Origin of the sequence: Luteimonas yindakuii, from assembly GCF_004803715.2 — a bacterium.
In the GTDB taxonomy this organism is placed as follows: Bacteria; Pseudomonadota; Gammaproteobacteria; order Xanthomonadales; family Xanthomonadaceae; genus Luteimonas; species Luteimonas yindakuii.
Genome location: NZ_CP039383.2, coordinates 632,849 through 651,025 on the forward strand (window position 1 = coordinate 632,849; position 18,177 = coordinate 651,025).

Consider the following 18,177-nt stretch of genomic DNA (forward strand, 5'->3'; position numbering starts at 1 on the left):
GTCAGGGCGCCCTCAGCTGGGGACCGGTCGAGCGCACCGATTCGATGTAGTCGTCGGGCGACAGCAGCTGGGTGGCGGTGGCCTGCGTGTAGCGCAGCACCGGCTCGGCGGCAACGCTCAGCGCGATGCCGTACGCCAGCAGCAGGGTGGTGGCGGCAAGCTCGAAGCCCGGGATCGTCGGCGGTGGCGGGCCGGGCAGGTCACTTTCCTCCACCCGCCAGAACAGCCGCGTGCCGGTGCGGGTCAGGCCGATGATGCCCAGCAGGCTGCTGCCGAGCACTGCCGTGTAGACCCAGCCGACGGCCGTGTCCGGGGTGGCGTCGAGCAGCACGAACTTGCCGATGAAGCCGGACAGCGGCGGCAGGCCGACGATCGACACCGCCGCGATGAGGTAGAGCGAGCCGGTCAGCTTCGGCAGCGGCGGCGCAGTCGGCAGCACGCGGTCGCCGAGCAGGCCGCGCTCGCGCTGCACGATGTGGGCGACCATGAACATCGCCGCGGCGGCAAAGCAGCTGTGTGGCAGGTAGTACAGGCCTGCGGAGATGGTGCCCGGCTCGGCCAGTGCGAACGCGACGAACAGCGTGCCCGCCGACAGCAGCACCAGATAGGCCGCGCCGATGCGCAGGCGCTGCGAACCGACCACGCCGACGCCGGCCAGCACCAGGGTCACCAGGCCGAACGCGAGCAGGGTGTCACGGCCGAAACCGGCGAGCAGGCCGGCCTCGTCGCCGAACATCAGCGTCGACACCCGCAGCAGCGCGTACAGGCCGACCTTGGTCATGATGGTGAACAGCGCCGCCACCGCCGCCGGCGCGCGCGAGTATGTTTCCGGCAGCCACAGGTACAGCGGCAGCAGCGCGGCCTTGGAACAGAACACCACCAGCAACAGGCCGCATGCCGCGCGCACGATCGCCAGGTCCTCGGGGGCGACCTCGCGCAGGCGCACCGCGAGTTCGGCCATGTTGAGCGTGCCGAGCAGTCCGTACAGCAGGCCCAGCGCGACCAGGAACAGGGTGGACGCGGCGATGTTGAACACCACGTAGTGCATGCCCGCCTTCATGCGGTCGCCGCGCCCGCCCGACAGCAGCAGCCCGAACGACGAGATCAACAGCACCTCGAAGAACACGAACAGGTTGAAGATGTCGCCGGTGAGGAAGGCGCCGTTGAGGCCGGCGAGCTGGATCTGGAACAGCGAATGGAAATGCAGCGCGCGCTTGTCCCAACCGGCACATGCGTACAGCAGGCAGGGAATGGCCAGCAGCGTGGTGGTCACCACCATCATCGCGCTGAGCCGGTCGACCATCAGCACGATGCCCAGGCGCGCCGGCCAGTCGCCCATCAGGTAGACGTCGATGCCGCCCTGCGAGGCACGCACCAGCAGCGCCAGCGCCGAGGCCAGCAGCAGCGCCATGCCGATCCATGCGCCGGTGCGCAGGACCTGGCTGTCGTGACGGCGTTCGAGCAGCAGCAGTGCCGCGCCGGTGATCAGCGGCACCAGGATCGGTGCGAGGACCAGGTGCTGCGTCATCGGTCACCCTTGCGCGCGCGGGCGGGCTCGCGGCCATCCACGTGATCGCTCTGCAGGTCGGCGTGGTTGCGCATCGCCACCACCACCACCACCGCGGTCATCGCGAAGGCGATCACGATCGCGGTCAGCACCAGGGCCTGCGGCAACGGGTCGGCGTAGTTGGCCAGCGTCGGCGCCACGTCGGCGGCGAGCACAGGCGGCTTGCCGATCACCAGCCGGCCGGACGAGAAGATCAGCAGGTTGGTCGCGTACGACAGCAGGGTCAGGCCCAGGATCACGTCGAACGTACGGGCGCGCAGCAGCAGGTACACACCCGAGGCGGTGAGCACGCCGATGGCGCTGGCAAGCGCGAATTCCATCAGTAATCCTCCTCTGCGGCACGCTGGCGGTGCTTGACCGTGCCCATCGTCGACAGCATGAGCAGCGCACCCGCGAACACCACCACGTACACGCCGGTATCGAACACCAGCGCACTGGCCAGCGGCAGCGTGCCCACGATGGGCAGCTCCAGGTCGTAATGCCCGCTGGTCAGGAACGGCAACCCGAACAGCAGCGAGCCCAGACCGCCGACGCAGGCGATCAGCAGGCCGATGCCGACACCGCGCAGGTAGTCGAAGCCGAACGTGGCCTCCACCGCGCGCGCGCCCTGCAGCACGTACTTGATCAGCACCGGCACGGCGATCGCCAGGCCGGCGATGAAGCCGCCACCGGGCGCGTTGTGGCCGCGCAGGAACAGGTAGATCGACACCGTCAGCGTCAGCGGGAAAAGCAACTGGGTGAGGTCGGCGGGGATCGGCAGCTGCACCGGTGGGCCCGGCATCACCTCGTCGGGCTTGAGCCGCGCCCAGCGCAGCAGCGCGTGCACGGTGAGCGCGGCGACCGCGAACACGGTGATCTCGCCGAACGTATCGAAGCCGCGGAAGTCCACCAGGATCACGTTGACCACGTTGGCGCCATAGGCCTCGGGCAGCGAGCGCGCGAGGAGTTCGGGGGCGATCGTCTGCGACGGCCGCAGCAGCATCCCGTAGACCAGCGCGAACACGCCCAGGCCCGCGGCCAGCGAAATGCCGGCATCGCGCCAGCGGCGGAACGGCGTACGCGACTGCTTCGACTGCTTGGGCAGGTAGTTGAGCGCCATCATCATCATCGCGATGGTGACCATCTCCACCAGCAGCTGGGTCAGGGCGAGGTCGGGCGCCGACAGCAGGGCGAAGATCGCACACAGCATCAGGCCCACCGCACCGATCACGATCAGCGCGGTCAGGCGGCGTCCGTGCGCGGCAACCGTGGCCACCGAGCTCACCACCAACACCGTCCAGATGATCCATCCCAGCACCGGCATCGGCTGCGAGCCCGGCAGCGAGGCGAGGCCGATCGCCTCGCCCACCGCGTCGCCCATGAACGGCACCGCGCCCACCACCAGCACCACCACGATCATCCAGAACAGGCTGCGGCGGATGCCGCCGGCGGCGACGCGTTCGGTGAACCTGCCGGCCGCGGCGAACAGCTTCTCGATGTTGACCTGGAACAGGTGGCGGCCCCAGGAACGCAGGATCGCGTCGTGCAGGGCGAACAGCCGGCGCAGGGTGAAGTACAGCACCACGCCGCCGACCAGGCCGATGATGCTCATCGCCAGCGGCAGGTTCCAGCCGTGCCAGACCGCGAGGCTGAACTCCGGTGCGGCATCGCCGAGCGTGCCCGCCACCGCGGTTTCGAGGATGCCGCTGACGGTCAGTGCCGGCAGGATGCCGACCGCCAGGCACATCACCACCAGCACCGCCACCGGCACGCGCATCCAGCGCACCGGCTCGTGCGGGTCGGTGTCGAGGTCGCGCGGGCCATCGCCGAAGAAGGTGTCGTGGACGAAGCGCAGGCTGTAGGCAACGCCCAGCACGCCGGCCAGGCCCGCGGCAACGGTGACGAACAGCTGCATCGCGCCCTGGGCCTCGACCTGCAGCGCCTCGGCGAAGAACATTTCCTTGGACAGGAAGCCGTTGAGCAGCGGTACGCCGGCCATCGCCAGCGAGGCGATGATCGCCAGGGCGGCGGTGTAGGGCATGAAGCGCCGCAGGTTGCCGAGCCGGCGCATGTCGCGGGTGCCGGTCTCGTGGTCGATGATGCCCGCGGCCATGAACAGCGAGGCCTTGAAGGTAGCGTGGTTGAGGATGTGGAACACGCCGGCCACCACCGCCATCGGCGTGGACAGCCCGAACAGCATGGTGATCAGGCCCAGATGGGAGATGGTCGAGTAGGCCAGCAGCCCTTTGATGTCGTGCTGGAAGATCGCATACCAGGCGCCGATCACCAGGGTGATCGCGCCGACGGTGGTGACCACGTAGAAGAACAGGTCGGTGCCGGCGAGCGCCGGATGCAGCCGGGCCAGCAGGAACACGCCGGCTTTCACCATCGTTGCCGAGTGCAGGTAGGCCGACACCGGCGTCGGCGCGGCCATCGCCTGCGGCAGCCAGAACTGGAACGGGAACTGCGCGCTCTTGGTGAAGACGCCGGCCAGCACCAGGCCGAGGATCGCCGGGTACCAGCTGCTGGCGCGGATCACGTCGCCGGCAGCGAGGACCGCGTCGAGTTCGAAGCTGCCCACCACGCGGCCGATCAGCAGCACGCCGCCGAGCAGCGCCAGGCCGCCAAGGCCGGTCACGGTGAGCGCCATGCGCGCGCCCTGGCGGGCGTCCTCGCGGTGGGTCCAGAAGCCGATCAGCAGGAACGAGCTGATCGAGGTGAGTTCCCAGAACACCACCAGCAGCAGCAGGTTGCCGGCCAGCACCATGCCGAGCATCGCGCCCATGAACAGCAGCAGGAACGAGTAGAAGCGCGGCGCGTTGTCGCGGCTGCTGAGGTAGTAGTGGGCGTACATCACGATCAGCACGCCGATGCCCAGCACCAGCCCGGTGAACATCCAGGCGAGGCCGTCGAGCCGCAGTGACAGGTCCAGCCCGGCCGAGGGAATCCAGGGCAGGCTCGCACGCAGGATCTCGCCGCCCATCACCGCGGGCGACATCAGCCCGAGCAGGACCAGGCCTGCCAGCGGCGCGGCCGCCGCGGCCCACGACACGGCGCCACGCGAGAGCGTGCGCGGCAGCGCAGCCACGACTGCCGCTGCCAGGAACGGAAGCGACAGCAGGATATGCAGGGTCAGGGGCATGCAGGGAATGCGTGATTCACGAGCGGCGCCCGATTCTAGCAGTGCCCTGCGACGGTCCTGTCCATAATCGCGCGCACGTGTAACTGGAATGGTGCGTCGCAGGAACCCCGTGCAACCGCATCGCGCGCGGTGCGGACACCACCATCCGCAGCGACGCTGCAGCGTGTTGTCAGTCGCGTCGGCGAACGGGACACTGGCGATCCCTGTCGGCCTGGCCAGACCTCTGCGCACGATCCTCGTCCACGCCAATGCGAACGCACCCGGGCCGCTGCCTGTCGGGGTGTCGGCAGTGCGCGGGGGTTCTGCAGTGCGCGGGGCGATGCAGCGATGACGCCCGCCGGGCCGCGCCGGGCCCTGGTGTTCGGTGCAAGCGGACAGATCGGCGACGCACTGCTGGGCCGGCTGGCCGCGACGGACTGGCGGGTGGACGCGGTGTCGCGCCGGCCCCCGGCTACCGAGCGCGCGATGCTGCGCTGGCATGCAGGCGGATTTCCCGACTTCGTCGCCCCCGACGAATGCTTCGATGCGGTGTTCAGCTGTGGCCCGCTGGATGCATTTTCGGAGTGGTACGCAAACGCGTCGCTGCAGGCTCCGCGGGTGATCGCGTTCGGTTCGACCAGCCTCGAGACCAAGCGGTCAGCGGGCGATCCGGGTGAGCGCGCGTTGGCGGCCACGCTGGCGGCGTCGGAGGCGCGGGTGTTCGCGACGGCGCACGCGCGTGGCGCGGCGGCCACGCTGCTGCGGCCGACCCTTGTCTATGGCGCCGCGCGCGACGCCAGCCTGAGCCGGGTCGCGGCACTGGCGCGGCGCACCGGCCTGTTCGTGCTTCCACGCGATGCGCGCGGCCTGCGCCAGCCGGTGCATGTCGACGATCTGGCCGCCGCAGCCATTGCCGCGCTGGATTCGCCCAGCGCCGCGGGACAGGCCTACGCGCTGCCGGGCGGTGAATCGCTGCCCTACGACGCGATGGTCGAGCGGGTACTGGCGGCGTTGCCGGAACGGCCGCGGCTGTTGCGCGTGCCCTCGCCACTGTTCCGCTTGGCACTCGCCGCCGCGCATGCGGGTGGGCGGCTGCACGGACTGCCGGCCGGTGCGGTGGCGCGGATGCGCGAGGATCTGGTGTTCGATGCCAGCCCGGCGATCCGCGACCTGGGTTACGCGCCGCGGGAATTCAGGCCGACGCGCGGAATGCTGGTGGCGGACTGAGAACAGTGGCCGTGCATGGCGGCGGCGCGCCCTCCAGCACGCGCCCGGGCTTCACCAGCGCAGTCCGAGCTTCCGGTAGAGCTTGGACAGCACCCAGGCCGGGCCGATCAGCAAGTAGCGCAGGTCGGTGAAGAAGCTGGGCTTCCTGCCTTCGTAGCGCTTGCTGTGGCCGACGAACTGCGCGATCCACGCCAGCACGAACACGATGATCGCGGTCACCAGCAGCCCGCGCGTGCCCAGCGACAGTTGCAGCGCATGGGTCAGGGTCGCCATCGCCAGGAACACCGCGGCCATGCCGATGCCCAGTGCGCGCGACGCGCGGAAGTAGAACAGCCATGCCGCGAACATCGCCATCGCCGCCCAGATGCCCGGGCGGAACAGGCCGCCGTCGGCAACCGGGATGCACCACAGCAGTGCGATCACGCTCCACAGGATCAACGGCACGGCCACCACGTGGATGTGCTGGTTGGTCTGGTTGCGGTGATCGTCGGAGTAGCTGGCGAACCAGCGGTCGATCGGGCGCGGGCCCGCCTGGTCGTGTGTCGCGTCCATCCTCCCCTCCCGAGGGTCAATGCGCGGCGGCCTTCGAGAATAGCTGCAAAACCGCCACCCCGCTGACGATCAGGCCGATGCCGATCACCGCCGGCAGATCCAGCGTCTGGCCCAGGACCAGCCAGCCGATCAGTGCGATCAGGGCAACGCCGACGCCGGACCAGATCGCGTAGGCAACGCCGACCGGCACCGTGCGCAGCACCAGCGACAGGCAGTAGAACGCGATCGCGTAACCGATCACCACGACCATTGAAGGCCAGAGTCGGGTGAAGCCTTCCGACGCCTTCAGCGCGCTGGTGGCGATCACTTCGGCAACGATGGCCGCGGCAAGGAGGAGATAGCCGGTGTGCATGCCTGCGCCTCGATCGGAGCCGGTGGCCATGCTCGCACGCGGCCACCGGGGCCGCATGCGCAGAGCCGCTCAGTCGATGCTGATGCCGGCCAGTTTCTGCAGGGCGTCGGCGTAGCGTGCGCGGGTGCGCTCGATCACCTCCGCCGGCAGCCGCGGCCCGGGCGGGGTCTTGTCCCAGTCCTGGGTCTCCAGCCAGTCGCGCACGATCTGCTTGTCGTAGCTCGGCGGGCTGCTGCCGACCTGGTACTCGTCGGCGGGCCAGTAGCGCGACGAATCCGGCGTGAGCATCTCGTCCATCACGTACAGGCGGCCGTCGGCATCGGTGCCGAACTCGAACTTGGTGTCGGCAAGCAGGATGCCGCGCGCGGACGCGTACTCGGCGGCATAGCGGTACAGGCGCAGGGTCGCATCGCGGATCTGCTCGGCGAGCTCCGCACCGACCGTGCGGACCATGGTGTCGAAGTCGATGTTCTCGTCGTGCTCGCCCACGGCGGCCTTGGTCGACGGGGTGAAGATCGGTTCGGCCAGCTGTTCGGCCTGGCGCAGGCCGTCAGGCAGGCGGATGCCGCTGATGCGGCCGGTACGCTGGTAATCCTTCCAGCCACTGCCGATGACGTAACCGCGGGCGATCGCCTCCACCGGCACCGGCTTCAGCCGCCGCGTCACCACCGCGCGCTGCTCGTAGGCGGCCGGGTCCACGCCTGCGGGCAGCACCGCCGCCACCGGAATGCCGGTGAGGTGGTTGGGCATCAGGTGCGCGGTCTTCTCGAACCAGAAATTGCTGATCTGGCAGAGCATCTCGCCCTTGCCGGGGATCGGATCGGGCAGCACCACGTCGAACGCGGAGAGGCGATCGGTGGCCACGATCAGCAGGTGGTCGCCGCTGCCGCGATCTTCGGCGGGCAGCAGTGCATCCGGCACGTCGAACACGTCGCGCACCTTGCCGCGGTGGCGCAATGGCAGGGTGGACAGCTCGGCTTGGGTCAGCGTCGTGGACAAGGGCGTGGGCCCCGTGCGTGAGGGGTCGGCCAGTGTAGTGCGGTTTATGTCGGCGGTGCATCGTCGCGGCAAGCGGTCCTGCACGGGGCCTGTTCACCGCTGCCGGCAGCGGCGGCAGGGCGTGCTGCGCTTACACTGGTCGCCATGAAACCCTGGTATGGAAAACTGCTCGGCTTCATCGCCGGCTGGCTGCTGCTCAGGCATCCGGTGGGTGGCCTCATCGGTCTGTTGATCGGCCATGCGTTCGACGCCGACTGGTTGCTGCCGCAGCGCGCGGCCCCGTACCGCGTGCTCGGCCTGGAGCGCGGCGCCAGCGACGAGGATGTCGACCGCACCTACCGCAAGCTGATGGCGCAGTACCACCCCGACCGCGTTGCCACCGCCGCGCCCGAACTGCAGGAGCAGGCCGCGCGCCGCGCCGCCGAAATCAACGCGGCGTATACCCGCATCCGCGGCAAGCGCCGTCGCCGCTGACCCCTTCTCCGAACCCGCGAGCCGCAATGCAACCGACCGTCATCGCCCCGTCCATCCTCTCCGCCAACTTCGCCCGCCTCGGCGAGGAAGTCGACGCCGTGCTCGCAGCCGGTGCGGACTGGGTCCACTTCGACGTGATGGACAACCATTACGTGCCCAACCTCACCATCGGGCCGCTGGTGTGCGAGGCGCTGCGCAAGCATGGCGTCACCGCGCCGATCGACGTGCACCTGATGGTCGAACCGGTGGACCGCATCGTGCCGGACTTCGCCAAAGCCGGTGCCAGCCTGATCAGCTTCCATCCCGAGGCCTCGAAGCATGTGCACCGCACGATCCAGCTGATCAAGGCCGAGGGCTGCCAGGCCGGGCTGGTGCTCAATCCGGCGACGCCGGTCGACGTGCTGGATTACGTGCTCGACGAGCTCGACCTGGTGCTGCTGATGTCGGTCAATCCGGGCTTCGGCGGGCAGGCCTTCATTCCGTCCACGCTGGACAAGCTGCGCCGCGTGCGCGAGCGCATCGACGCCAGCGGACGTTCCATCCGGCTGGAGATCGACGGCGGGGTGAAGCCGGACAACATCGGCGAGATCGCCGCCGCCGGTGCCGACACCTTCGTCGCCGGCTCGGCGATCTTCGGCCAGCCCGATTACGCGGCGGTCGTGGATCGCATGCGTGCCGGGGTGGATGCCGTGCGCGGGCAGCGCCGGGCCTGACCGCCCGCCGCGGTCGGGAGCGTCCCTGCTCCCGACCGAAGACATGGAGGCATTCCGGCCTCCGCCCGTCGTCCCTGCCCTGGACTCCCATGCTGGGCGCGTGCGATGACAGCCAGGCGACATCCCGGTGACGGCGATGCACCGCTTCGTCTTCATCCACGCCCTGCAGGCCCGCGATCTACACTCCGGTGCGGCACTTCCGCCGCGTCCTGCGCGCTCCCCATGACCGCACCGTGCTGGTACGTGATCCTCAATGCCAAGGCCGCCGGCAACGACGAAGTACGCGACGCGGTGCACGCCGCGCGCGAGGCGGGACACGCGATCGAAGTGCGGCTGACCTGGGAGGAAGGTGACGCCCTGCGTTACGTGCGCGAGGCACTGGCCGCCGGTGCGGTGCGGGTGATCGCCGGCGGTGGCGACGGCACGCTGCGCGATGTCGCCGCGGCGCTCGCCGATGCGCCGGGCGATGCCGACGTGCTGCCCGTACTCGGCCTGCTGCCGCTGGGCACGGCGAACGACTTCGCCACTGCCGCCGGCGTGCCGGATGCGATCGGCGAGGCCTTTGCGCTGGCGGCCGGCGGGAGCGTGCACGCGATCGACCTGCTGCGCATCGCCCATGATGACGGCGCGACCTGGTCGCTCAACCTGGTCAGCGGCGGCTTCGGGACCGAGATCACCGTGGAGACCCGCGAAGGCCTGAAGAAGATGCTTGGCGGCCTGGCCTACCTGGTCACCGGCATCGCGCGGATGGGCCGGATCGAACCCGTGCCGGTGTCGCTGCGGGGGCCCGGTTTCGCCTGGGAGGGCGACTTCATCGCCCTGGGAATCGGCAACGGGCGGCAGGCGGGCGGTGGCCAGGCGTTGTGTCCCGACGCGCAGGTCGACGACGGCCTGCTCGACGTCACCGTGGTGCCGCAGCTCGAAGGCGAAGTCGCCGCCACCGTCGGCACGCTGGTGGGTGCCGGCAAGGAGGCGGCGCTCGACCGCGTCGCCACGCGGGCACGCCTGCCGTGGATCGAGGTGTCGACGCCGCAACCGCTGATGCTCAACATCGATGGCGAACCGGTCACCGGGCAACGTTTCCGCATCGACTGCGTGCCGCGTCGCCTGCGGGTGGCGCTGCCGGTGGATTCGCCGCTGCTGTCGACCAGCACTGCATGAGCACGGCTCATCGCCGCCCGCAGGGCGAGCCGTTACAGTAGCGCCATGCCTTCTTTCGACCGCCCTGCCAGCGCCCACGCGTGGCGATGGTGACGCCACCGCGTCGCCATCCGTCCATCCATCGTGGAGCCAGCGCTTGATCACCCAGCAGCAGTTCGACCGTTTCGCCGCCGAAGGCCACACCCGCATCCCCGTCGCCCGTGAGGTTCTGTCCGACCTCGATACGCCGTTGTCGGTCTATCTGAAGCTTGCGGATGGTCCGTACACCTACCTGTTCGAATCGGTCGAGGGCGGCGAGCGCTTCGGCCGCTATTCGATCATCGGCCTGCCCGCCACGCAGGTGTTCGAGTTCCGCGGGCACGAGATGTCGGTGCGCGAGCACGGCGAGGTGGTCGATCGCCGTGTCGTCGAGGATCCGTTCGTCGAGGTCGAGCGCCTGCGCACGGCGGAATCGGTGCCGCGCATCGAAGGCCTGCCGGCCTTCACCGGTGGCCTGGTGGGCTGGTTCGGCTTCGAGTGCATCGGCTATATCGAGCCGCGCCTGGCCGATGCCGCCGACGCCCCTGCGCGCCGCGACGAGCTCGGCACCCCCGACATCCTGCTGATGCAGTCGGAGGAGGTCGCCGTTTTCGACAACCTGCGCGGCCGGCTGTATCTCGTCGTCCACGCCGACCCGCGCCAGCCGCAGGCCTGGGCGCGGGCCAACCGCCGCCTCGATGCACTGGCGCACCGGCTGCGCCATGGCGGTGCCGGCTACCCGGAAACCCTGCAACCCGCGGCGCTCGACGAGGCCGACTTCGTGTCGGGCTTCACCCGCGAAGGCTTCATCGAGGCGGTGGAGCGGTCGAAGGAATACATCCGCGCCGGCGACGTGTTCCAGGTGGTGCTGTCGCAGCGGATGTCGGTGCCGTTCAACGCGCGCCCGGTCGATGTCTACCGCGCGCTGCGTGCGTTGAATCCCTCGCCGTACATGTACTTCCTCGATGTCGGCGGCACCCAGGTGGTGGGTTCGTCGCCGGAAATCCTGGTGCGCCAGCAGGGCGGCACCGTCACCGTGCGGCCGATCGCGGGCACCCGCCCGCGCGGCGCGACGCCGGAAGAGGATGCCGCGCTCGAAGCCGAACTGCTGGCCGATCCCAAGGAACGCGCCGAACACCTGATGCTGATCGACCTCGGCCGCAACGATGTCGGCCGCGTGGCCGAAGCCGGCACCGTGGAGGTCGGCGAGCGCTTCGTCATCGAGCGCTACAGCCATGTCATGCATATCGTCAGCGAGGTCACCGGTCGCCTGCGCGATGGCCTCGACTATGTCGACGTGCTGCGCGCGACGTTCCCGGCCGGCACCGTCAGCGGCGCGCCGAAGATCCGGGCGCTGGAAGTGATCCGCGAGCTGGAGCCGGTGCGGCGCAACGTCTATTCCGGCGCGGTGGGCTATATCGGCTGGCATGGCGATGCCGATACCGCGATCGCGATCCGCACCGCGGTGATCCAGGACGGCCGCCTGCACGTGCAGGCCGGCGCCGGCATCGTCCACGACTCCGACCCGCAGAAGGAATGGGACGAGACGATGAACAAGGGCCGCGCGCTGTTCCGCGCGGTCGCGCAGGCCGCGAAGGGGTTGTAGCGGGGCGTTTACCCCTCTCCCGCCCGCGGGAGAGGGGCAGGGGTGAGGGCGCTCCCTTCATCGACCGCCGCCCGCCGCACCTGCGCGCGTCCCAGCCACAAAGCAAGCCCGGCCCACACCAGCGCCAGCGGGATCACCACGCTGACCAGTCCGCCCATCGCCAGGCCCAGTCGCCCCAGCGCCCCTTCGGTCTGCGCGCCGACGACGTCGCCGGCGCGGTAGACGAAGGTGTCGATAAAGGCTTTCGCCTTGTACTTGTCCTCGCGCGCGACCACGGTGAACAGCGCCTCGCGCGCGGGCCGGGTGATGCCGCGTTGCACCGCGCGGTTGGCGGCCTCCAGCAGCACCAGCACCACGAACGAGCCATAGATCGCCAGCCCGATGAAGCCGATGGCGGTGGCGATCGGCAGGATCGCCAGCGCGACGCCGAGGCCGAAGCGGCGGATGATCCGGCCGGTCAGCGTGACCTGCAGTACCAGCACCGCCACCTGCGTCCACATGTCGATGTTGCCGAGGATCGCCGCACGCGTATCCACGTCGTCCGCCACTGCGGCGACCATCTGCAGGCGGGTGAAGTAGATGAAGGTGGCCACCACCGTCATCAGCAGCACGTAGCCGGCAATGCCGGCGAGATAGGGCGAAGCGAACACGGCTCGGAAGCCCGCCCACGCACTGCCGCCGATGCGTTCGGGGTCGCGCGCCGTGGCGGGCGCCGTGTCGACCGTGCTTGCCCCGGGTTGGAGTCGCACCAGCAGCCACGCCGCACCCAGTGCCAGCAGCAGGAAGCCGCCGGCCACCAGCAGCAGCGCCGGGGTGCCCAGCGGCCGGGCGAGTTGCGAGGTCAGCCACGGGCCGAAGATCGCGCCCAGCGTGCCGCCCACCGAGACCAGCGCGAACACGCGCTTGCCCTGGTCGCTGCTGAAGCGGTCGGCCATCAGCGCCCAGAACACCATGGTCACGAACAGGTTGAACACGCTGAACCAGACGTAGAACACCTGTCCGCTGCGCGCGCCGATGGCGCCGGGCGCAAATATCAACAGCGCCCAGAAGCCGACCAGGCTGGCGACGAAGAACCCGTAGGTGGCACCGATGGCCTGCAGCCGCCGCAGCCGGCTCACCAGCCAGCCGAACACCGGGTTCACCGCCAGCGTCACCACCGCGGTGCCGATGAAGAGCCAGCGTACGCTGTCGATCCCGCGTTCCATGCCCAGCGCGTCGCGTGCCGGTCGCAGCAGCATCAGCGCGGTCAGGACGCAGAAGAAGAACAGCGCGGCGACCAGGACGGGCGCGCCTTCGCCATGTCGAAGATTGAAGAACTGCAGCAGGCGTGAACGGTTGTGCGGTGGTGCGTCGGCGGCAGTGGGCATCGAAGGCTCCGTCGATCGTGCTGGATGCGCCGCCTGGCGACGCATGGGCGAGTATGCCCGCGCCAGCGGCGCCGGTTGCGTGCCATCGGTCCTGCCGGCAGCGCGCGTGCCGATGGTCGTCGCGGCGCGGCGCCGGTGCATTTCTGTGGAACGTCCGGCGCCGGGCGGAGCGCATTCCGGCTGCTAAGCTGGCGCCCCTTTTCGGTCCGGCGTCGCCCCCATGCTGTTGATGATCGACAACTACGACAGCTTTACCTGGAACCTCGTGCAGTACCTCCAGGCGCTGGGGTCAGAGGTCCGCGTGGTGCGCAACGACGAGCTGTCGGTCGAGGAAATCGAGCGCCTGGCGCCGGAGCGCATCGTCATTTCGCCGGGACCGTGCACCCCGAACGAGGCGGGCGTGTCGCTGTCGGTGATCGAGCGCCTCGGCGCGACCACGCCGATCCTCGGCGTGTGCCTGGGGCACCAGTCCATCGGCCAGGCCTACGGCGGGCGGGTGGTCCGCGCGGGCCGGATCATGCATGGCAAGACCTCGTCGATCCACCATGCAGGGCAGGGCGTGTTCGCCGCGCTGCCCGACCAGTACCAGGCCACGCGCTACCACTCGCTGGTGGTCGAGCGCGACACGTTGCCGGATTGCCTGCAGATCACCGCGTGGACCGAACACGAGGATGGCGGCTTCGAGGAGATCATGGGCCTGCGCCATCGCGAGCATCCGGTGGAGGGCGTGCAGTTCCACCCGGAGTCGATCCTCACCGAGCACGGCCACGCGCTGCTGAAGAATTTCCTCGAGCGTTGAGCGTCGCCGGCACGCTGCGATCCGCCGGCCCGGGTTCACGACCGCGCGGCGCACGGGTAAGGTCATCGGCCCGCACACCGCGCCACGCCCCGACGGACCCCGCATGCCCATCACCCCCCAGGACGCGCTGCAGCGCACGATCGAACACCGCGAGATCTTCCACGACGAGATGGTCGATCTGATGCGGCAGATCATGCGCGGTGAGGTATCGCCGACGATGACCGCGGCGATCCTGACCGGCCTGCGGGTCAAGAAGGAGACCGTGGCGGAGATCGCCGGTGCCGCCGCGGTGATGCGCGAATTCGCCCGTCCGGTGGAGATCGCCGACCGCCGTCACCTGGTCGACGTGGTCGGTACCGGCGGCGACGGCGCACATACCTTCAACATCTCGACGTGCTCGGCGTTCGTCGCCGCCGCCGCCGGCGCGCGCGTGGCCAAGCACGGCAACCGCAGCGTGTCGTCGAAGTCCGGTGCCGCCGACGTGCTGGAAGCGCTGGGTGCGGCGATCGAGCTGCAGCCGGCGCAGGTGGCCGAATCGGTGGCGCGCACCGGCGTCGGCTTCATGTTCGCGCCGGTGCACCACCCGGCGATGAAGGTGGTCGCGCCGGTGCGCCGCGAGATGGGCGTGCGCACGATCTTCAACCTCCTCGGTCCGCTGACCAACCCGGCCGATGCACCGGCGATCCTGATGGGCGTGTTCCATCCCGACCTCGTCGGCATCCAGGCCCGCGTGCTGCAGCGCCTCGGCGCCGAACGCGCGCTGGTGGTGTGGGGGCGCGACGGCATGGACGAGCTGTCGCTGGGCGCAGGCACCCTGGTCGGCGAGCTGCGTGACGGCGAGGTGCGCGAGTACGAAGTGCATCCGGAGGACTTCGGCATCGCGATGTCGGCCAGCCGCAACCTCAAGGTGGCCGACGCCGGGGAGTCGAAGACGATCCTGCTGTCGGTGCTGGACGGCGCGGAAGGGCCGGCGCGCGACATCGTCCTGCTCAATGCCGGGGCGACGCTGTACGTGGCCGGCGTGGTCGAGTCGATCGCCGAGGGCATCGCGCGGGCGCGCGTGGTGCTCGCCGATGGCAGCGCACGCGCCAGGCTCGACGCGTTCGTGGCGACCACGGTGGAACTGGCGCAGGCGAAAGGGGACGCGAACACGGACAATGGCGGCGGTCCTTCCGTCGCAACAGCAAGCCCATGACCGACATCCTCGAACGCATCCTCCAGCGCAAGCACGAAGAGGTCGCCGAACGCCGCCAGGTCCGCCCGATGGACGAACTGCGCGAACGCGCACCGGGCGCGCCAGCACCGCGCGGATTCGCGCAGGCGATCGAACGCACGATTGCCGCGGGCCGGCCGGCGGTAATCGCCGAGGTCAAGAAGGCGAGTCCGTCGAAGGGCGTGATCCGCGCGGATTTCCAGCCGGCGGCGATCGCGCGCAGCTACGCCGAGGCCGGTGCGACCGGTCTGTCGGTGCTGACCGACCGCGACTTCTTCCAGGGCGCCGACGAGTACCTGGTCACCGCGCGCGCGAACTGCGACCTGCCGGTGCTGCGCAAGGATTTCGTGATCGACCCGTACCAGGTGTACGAGGCCCGGGTACTCGGTGCCGATTGCGTGCTGCTGATCGTCGCCGCGCTCGATGACGCGGCGCTGGCATCGCTTTCGGTGCTGGCGCAGTCGCTGGGGATGGACGTGCTGGTCGAGGCGCACGACGGCGAGGAGCTGGCGCGCGCACTGCGGCTTCCCGCCCACGACGGCCGGTTGCCGCTGATCGGCATCAACAACCGCAGCCTGCGCAGCTTCGAGGTCTCGCTCGACACCACCCTGTCGCTGCGCGACCGCGTCAGCGGCGGACACCGCCTGGTCACCGAAAGCGGCGTGCACAACCGCGCCGATGTCGAGCGCCTGCGTGCGGCCGATGTCCATGCCTTCCTCGTCGGCGAGGCCTTCATGCGCGAGCCCGACCCGGGCGCCGCGCTGCGCCGGCTGTTCTTCGCGGACGCCGCCGCATGAGCGCGCCCACCGCATTCCCGATGGAGCGCGCCGGTGCGCCGACGGTGGTGTTCGACTTCGACCACACCCTCTATGACGGCGATTCCGGCAGCCACCTGTTCGCCTGGCTGATCAAACGCAGCGCGTGGCGGATGGCGCTGGCGCTGCTTGCCACGCCGGTGCTGGGGCCGATGATCGCGTTCCTGCCCACGCGCCGCCGCGGTATTTCCGGTTTCGTCTGGATCGGCACCGTCGGTCTGCACCGGCCGCGCACGCTCGACCTGTTGATCGACCGCTACGTGGCACAGCACACCGAAGAGCTGCGCAGCCGCCTGCTGCCGATCGCGCTGGACGTGCTGCACGGCCATCGCATGGCGGGCGACCGGGTCGTGGTCGCCACCGGCGCACCACCGGAACTCGCCCGCGCGATCCTCGGCTTCGTCGCCCATGAAACCGTACCGGTGATCGGCAGCCTCACCGGGCCGCGCGCCGGCGCGATCCTGGTGACGCGCCACTGTCACGCCGAGGAGAAGATGCGGATGCTGCGGGACGCCGGCTACGACGGCGTCGACATCGCCTATTCCGACAGCACCGCCGACATGCCGCTGCTGCGCGCAGCGCGCGCGCCGGTGGTGGTCAATCCCAAGCACGGTGCGGTCGACCTGTTCCGGCGCGTGCTGCCCGCCGGCACGCCGATCCTCAACTGGGGCTGTGCAAGCCGCGGCGGCGATCCGGTGGCCGCGGCCTGACCGTCCGGGCAAGGCCGCGGCGTGGATGGGCGTCCGTCCACAGCCTGTGTGGATGACGCCCCGCGAAAGCTGTGCACAAGTGGTGCAAGTGGCTGACCTGCAAGCTGTGCTGCCTGCACTGGCCAATAAATCACCGCTGCCCCGCAGGTTCAGAACATGCCGAGCCCGGCGCGCACGATGTTGTAGCCGCTGATCGCCGCGACCAGCGCACCGACCGCGCCCAGCACCCAGCGTTCCCTGACGTGCTTGACCAGCACCGCCGCCAGCGGCGCGGCCACCATGCCGCCCACCAGCAGGCCGAGCACGATCTCCAGATGGTCCAGGCCCATGCTCAGGAAGAACGTCAGCGAGATGGCCAGCGTGACCAGGAATTCCGACGCATTGACCGTGCCGATGGTGGTACGGGCAAGGCCACCACGGGCGAGCAGGGTGGAGGTCGCCATCGGCCCCCAGCCGCCACCGCCACTGGCATCCAGCAGGCCGGCGACGAAGCCCAGCACCGGGATGCGCCGCACCTCGCGCGGTGGGCGCGTGCGGCCGAACGCACGCAGCAGGATCAGCACCGCCAGCACCAGCAGGTAGGCGTGGACGAACGGCCGGATGGTGTCGCCGGGCAGCTGCGTCAGCAGCCACGCGCCGATCACGCCACCGACCATGCCCGGCAAGGCCAGGCGCAGGAACAGCCGCCGGTCGACGTTGCCGAACGCGAGGTGCGACACCCCCGACGCGCCCGTGGTGAAGATCTCGGCGGTGTGCACGCTGGCACTGACCGCCGCGGGGGGCAGGCCCATGCCGAGCAGGATCGACGACGACACCAGTCCGAACGCCATACCCAGCGCGCCGTCGACGAGCTGCGCGCCGAGGCCGATCAGGACGAACCACCAGAAGGCGTCGGTCAGTTCCATGGAGCTTCCAGTGGCCGGAGTAGCCGAGCGCGCAGAGTAATGATCGGCCGTGAAGCCGGTGGCGTCATCGCAGTCGCGCGATCAGCAAGTGGTGGCGTGCCGGCAGCGTGGGCGCCCGGCGGCGCGGTGAAGCTCAGGCGTCGCCGAGGTGCTTGATGAAACGCAGCGTGCCGTCGCTGTAGCCGCAGGCCTTGTAGAAGGCGTGGGCGTCGCTGCGCTGCGAGCCGCTGGTGATCTCCAGCCGCGCCGCGCCGCCGAAGCGCGCGCGGCGCTCGGCTTCCTTGAGCAGCCTGCGGCCGAGCCCGCGACCCTGCGCATCGTTGCGCACCACCAGCGCGGTGATGCGGCAGGTGGTCGTGCCCAGCGGCAGGTAGTACATGAAGTCCAGCGCGAGCAGGCCACAGACCACGCCGTCGCAGCGCGCGACCACCAGCGCCTGGCGGTCGTTGTCGATGATGGCGCTGATCCGACGCGCGGCATCGTCGACGTCGCAGGGATAGCCCATCTCCGACAGCAGCGCCGCCACGTCGTCGGCGTCGACCAGCGACGCGCTGCGCAGGTCGGCATCCGACAACACGCCGTGGCCGGCCGTGATCATC

18 protein-coding genes are annotated in these 18,177 nt (G+C 69.9%); 9 read left to right on the forward strand and 9 right to left on the reverse strand.

Annotation, left to right across the window (positions count from 1 at the left end):
- Position 1: 1 nt before the first annotated feature.
- The 3 genes from E5843_RS02835 to E5843_RS02845 are packed head-to-tail and all read right to left on the reverse strand — an operon-like array spanning position 2 to position 4,688.
- Positions 2-1,528, reverse strand: coding sequence for a monovalent cation/H+ antiporter subunit D (locus E5843_RS02835; protein WP_136411762.1), 1,527 nt, complete (start codon positions 1,526-1,528; stop codon positions 2-4).
- The gene (locus E5843_RS02840) at positions 1,525-1,887 is read right to left on the reverse strand and encodes a Na+/H+ antiporter subunit C (RefSeq protein ID WP_134674965.1); all 363 of its coding nucleotides are present in this window, start codon (positions 1,885-1,887) and stop codon (positions 1,525-1,527) included. Before E5843_RS02840 ends, E5843_RS02835 begins: the two co-directional genes overlap by 4 nt.
- Positions 1,887-4,688: a monovalent cation/H+ antiporter subunit A gene (locus E5843_RS02845; protein WP_141065650.1), complete on the reverse strand. Its 2,802-nt coding sequence runs from the start codon at positions 4,686-4,688 to the stop codon at positions 1,887-1,889. The genes E5843_RS02840 and E5843_RS02845 overlap by 1 nt, the downstream gene beginning before the upstream one ends.
- 327 nt (positions 4,689-5,015) lie before the next feature.
- Here E5843_RS02845 and E5843_RS02850 point away from each other — a divergent pair, with 327 nt between their 5' ends.
- Entirely contained in the window at positions 5,016-5,894 is an 879-nt protein-coding gene (locus E5843_RS02850) for an NAD-dependent epimerase/dehydratase family protein (RefSeq protein ID WP_136411763.1), read from the forward strand.
- Between the two features lie 51 nt (positions 5,895-5,945).
- Here E5843_RS02850 and E5843_RS02855 read toward each other — a convergent pair whose 3' ends face one another.
- The 3 genes from E5843_RS02855 to E5843_RS02865 all read right to left on the reverse strand — a co-directional run bounded on the left by E5843_RS02855 (position 5,946) and on the right by E5843_RS02865 (position 7,797).
- The gene (locus E5843_RS02855) at positions 5,946-6,446 is read right to left on the reverse strand and encodes an Mpo1 family 2-hydroxy fatty acid dioxygenase (protein ID WP_136411764.1); all 501 of its coding nucleotides are present in this window, start codon (positions 6,444-6,446) and stop codon (positions 5,946-5,948) included.
- 16 nt (positions 6,447-6,462) lie between these two features.
- On the reverse strand, positions 6,463-6,798 hold the full coding sequence (locus tag E5843_RS02860) for an SMR family transporter (protein ID WP_136411765.1): 336 nt from the start codon (positions 6,796-6,798) through the stop codon (positions 6,463-6,465).
- Positions 6,799-6,867: 69 nt separating this feature from the next.
- Positions 6,868-7,797 carry a phosphoribosylaminoimidazolesuccinocarboxamide synthase gene (locus E5843_RS02865; protein WP_141065651.1) on the reverse strand — a complete coding sequence of 310 codons (930 nt, stop codon included), beginning with the start codon at positions 7,795-7,797 and terminating at the stop codon, positions 6,868-6,870.
- A 144-nt stretch (positions 7,798-7,941) separates the two neighbouring features.
- Here E5843_RS02865 and E5843_RS02870 point away from each other — a divergent pair, with 144 nt between their 5' ends.
- The 4 genes from E5843_RS02870 (at position 7,942) to trpE (ending at position 11,769) form a co-directional block, all read left to right on the forward strand.
- Positions 7,942-8,271, forward strand: coding sequence for a J domain-containing protein (locus tag E5843_RS02870; RefSeq protein ID WP_134674960.1), 330 nt, complete (start codon positions 7,942-7,944; stop codon positions 8,269-8,271).
- 26 nt (positions 8,272-8,297) lie between these two features.
- On the forward strand, positions 8,298-8,984 hold the full coding sequence (gene rpe / locus E5843_RS02875) for a ribulose-phosphate 3-epimerase (RefSeq protein ID WP_136411767.1): 687 nt from the start codon (positions 8,298-8,300) through the stop codon (positions 8,982-8,984).
- 222 nt (positions 8,985-9,206) lie between these two features.
- Positions 9,207-10,145 (forward strand): lipid kinase YegS, encoded by a 939-nt coding sequence (gene yegS, locus E5843_RS02880; RefSeq protein WP_136411768.1) that lies wholly within the window; start codon positions 9,207-9,209, stop codon positions 10,143-10,145.
- Between the two features lie 136 nt (positions 10,146-10,281).
- Positions 10,282-11,769 (forward strand): anthranilate synthase component I, encoded by a 1,488-nt coding sequence (gene trpE / locus E5843_RS02885; protein ID WP_136411769.1) that lies wholly within the window; start codon positions 10,282-10,284, stop codon positions 11,767-11,769.
- Positions 11,770-11,777: 8 nt separating this feature from the next.
- Here trpE and E5843_RS02890 read toward each other — a convergent pair whose 3' ends face one another.
- Positions 11,778-13,136: an NTP/NDP exchange transporter gene (locus E5843_RS02890; RefSeq protein WP_134674956.1), complete on the reverse strand. Its 1,359-nt coding sequence runs from the start codon at positions 13,134-13,136 to the stop codon at positions 11,778-11,780.
- Positions 13,137-13,356: 220 nt separating this feature from the next.
- Between E5843_RS02890 and E5843_RS02895 the strand changes: the two genes are divergently transcribed.
- The 4 genes from E5843_RS02895 (at position 13,357) to E5843_RS02910 (ending at position 16,673) form a co-directional block, all read left to right on the forward strand.
- Positions 13,357-13,935 (forward strand): aminodeoxychorismate/anthranilate synthase component II, encoded by a 579-nt coding sequence (locus tag E5843_RS02895; RefSeq protein WP_134674955.1) that lies wholly within the window; start codon positions 13,357-13,359, stop codon positions 13,933-13,935.
- 103 nt (positions 13,936-14,038) lie between these two features.
- A complete protein-coding gene (gene trpD, locus E5843_RS02900) occupies positions 14,039-15,130 on the forward strand; it encodes an anthranilate phosphoribosyltransferase (protein WP_141065652.1) in 1,092 nt (363 codons plus the stop codon).
- On the forward strand, positions 15,127-15,945 hold the full coding sequence (gene trpC / locus E5843_RS02905) for an indole-3-glycerol phosphate synthase TrpC (protein ID WP_141065653.1): 819 nt from the start codon (positions 15,127-15,129) through the stop codon (positions 15,943-15,945). Before trpD ends, trpC begins: the two co-directional genes overlap by 4 nt.
- A complete protein-coding gene (locus E5843_RS02910) occupies positions 15,942-16,673 on the forward strand; it encodes a haloacid dehalogenase-like hydrolase (RefSeq protein ID WP_134674952.1) in 732 nt (243 codons plus the stop codon). The genes trpC and E5843_RS02910 overlap by 4 nt, the downstream gene beginning before the upstream one ends.
- A 149-nt stretch (positions 16,674-16,822) precedes the next feature.
- On the opposite strand, the gene E5843_RS02915 is transcribed toward E5843_RS02910, so the two are convergent.
- Positions 16,823-17,578, reverse strand: coding sequence for a sulfite exporter TauE/SafE family protein (locus tag E5843_RS02915; protein WP_134674951.1), 756 nt, complete (start codon positions 17,576-17,578; stop codon positions 16,823-16,825).
- Positions 17,579-17,711: 133 nt separating this feature from the next.
- Positions 17,712-18,176 (reverse strand): GNAT family N-acetyltransferase, encoded by a 465-nt coding sequence (locus E5843_RS02920; RefSeq protein WP_134674950.1) that lies wholly within the window; start codon positions 18,174-18,176, stop codon positions 17,712-17,714.
- Between the last annotated feature and the right edge of the window lies 1 nt (position 18,177).

Bases quoted from the DNA above. Each gene is read 5' to 3' on its own strand.
- E5843_RS02895 (WP_134674955.1), top strand. From the start codon at position 13,357: ATGCTGTTGATGATCGACAACTACGACAGCTTTACCTGGAACCTCGTG.
- E5843_RS02910 (WP_134674952.1), top strand. From the start codon at position 15,942: ATGAGCGCGCCCACCGCATTCCCGATGGAGCGCGCCGGTGCGCCGACG.
- E5843_RS02840 (WP_134674965.1), bottom strand. From the start codon at position 1,887: ATGGAATTCGCGCTTGCCAGCGCCATCGGCGTGCTCACCGCCTCGGGT.
- E5843_RS02845 (WP_141065650.1), bottom strand. From the start codon at position 4,688: ATGCCCCTGACCCTGCATATCCTGCTGTCGCTTCCGTTCCTGGCAGCG.
- E5843_RS02850 (WP_136411763.1), top strand. From the start codon at position 5,016: ATGACGCCCGCCGGGCCGCGCCGGGCCCTGGTGTTCGGTGCAAGCGGA.
- E5843_RS02870 (WP_134674960.1), top strand. From the start codon at position 7,942: ATGAAACCCTGGTATGGAAAACTGCTCGGCTTCATCGCCGGCTGGCTG.
- E5843_RS02915 (WP_134674951.1), bottom strand. From the start codon at position 17,578: ATGGAACTGACCGACGCCTTCTGGTGGTTCGTCCTGATCGGCCTCGGC.
- rpe (WP_136411767.1), top strand. From the start codon at position 8,298: ATGCAACCGACCGTCATCGCCCCGTCCATCCTCTCCGCCAACTTCGCC.
- E5843_RS02855 (WP_136411764.1), bottom strand. From the start codon at position 6,446: ATGGACGCGACACACGACCAGGCGGGCCCGCGCCCGATCGACCGCTGG.
- E5843_RS02860 (WP_136411765.1), bottom strand. From the start codon at position 6,798: ATGCACACCGGCTATCTCCTCCTTGCCGCGGCCATCGTTGCCGAAGTG.
- yegS (WP_136411768.1), top strand. From the start codon at position 9,207: ATGACCGCACCGTGCTGGTACGTGATCCTCAATGCCAAGGCCGCCGGC.
- trpD (WP_141065652.1), top strand. From the start codon at position 14,039: ATGCCCATCACCCCCCAGGACGCGCTGCAGCGCACGATCGAACACCGC.
- E5843_RS02920 (WP_134674950.1), bottom strand. From the start codon at position 18,176: ATGATCACGGCCGGCCACGGCGTGTTGTCGGATGCCGACCTGCGCAGC.
- E5843_RS02835 (WP_136411762.1), bottom strand. From the start codon at position 1,528: ATGACGCAGCACCTGGTCCTCGCACCGATCCTGGTGCCGCTGATCACC.
- trpC (WP_141065653.1), top strand. From the start codon at position 15,127: ATGACCGACATCCTCGAACGCATCCTCCAGCGCAAGCACGAAGAGGTC.
- E5843_RS02890 (WP_134674956.1), bottom strand. From the start codon at position 13,136: ATGCCCACTGCCGCCGACGCACCACCGCACAACCGTTCACGCCTGCTG.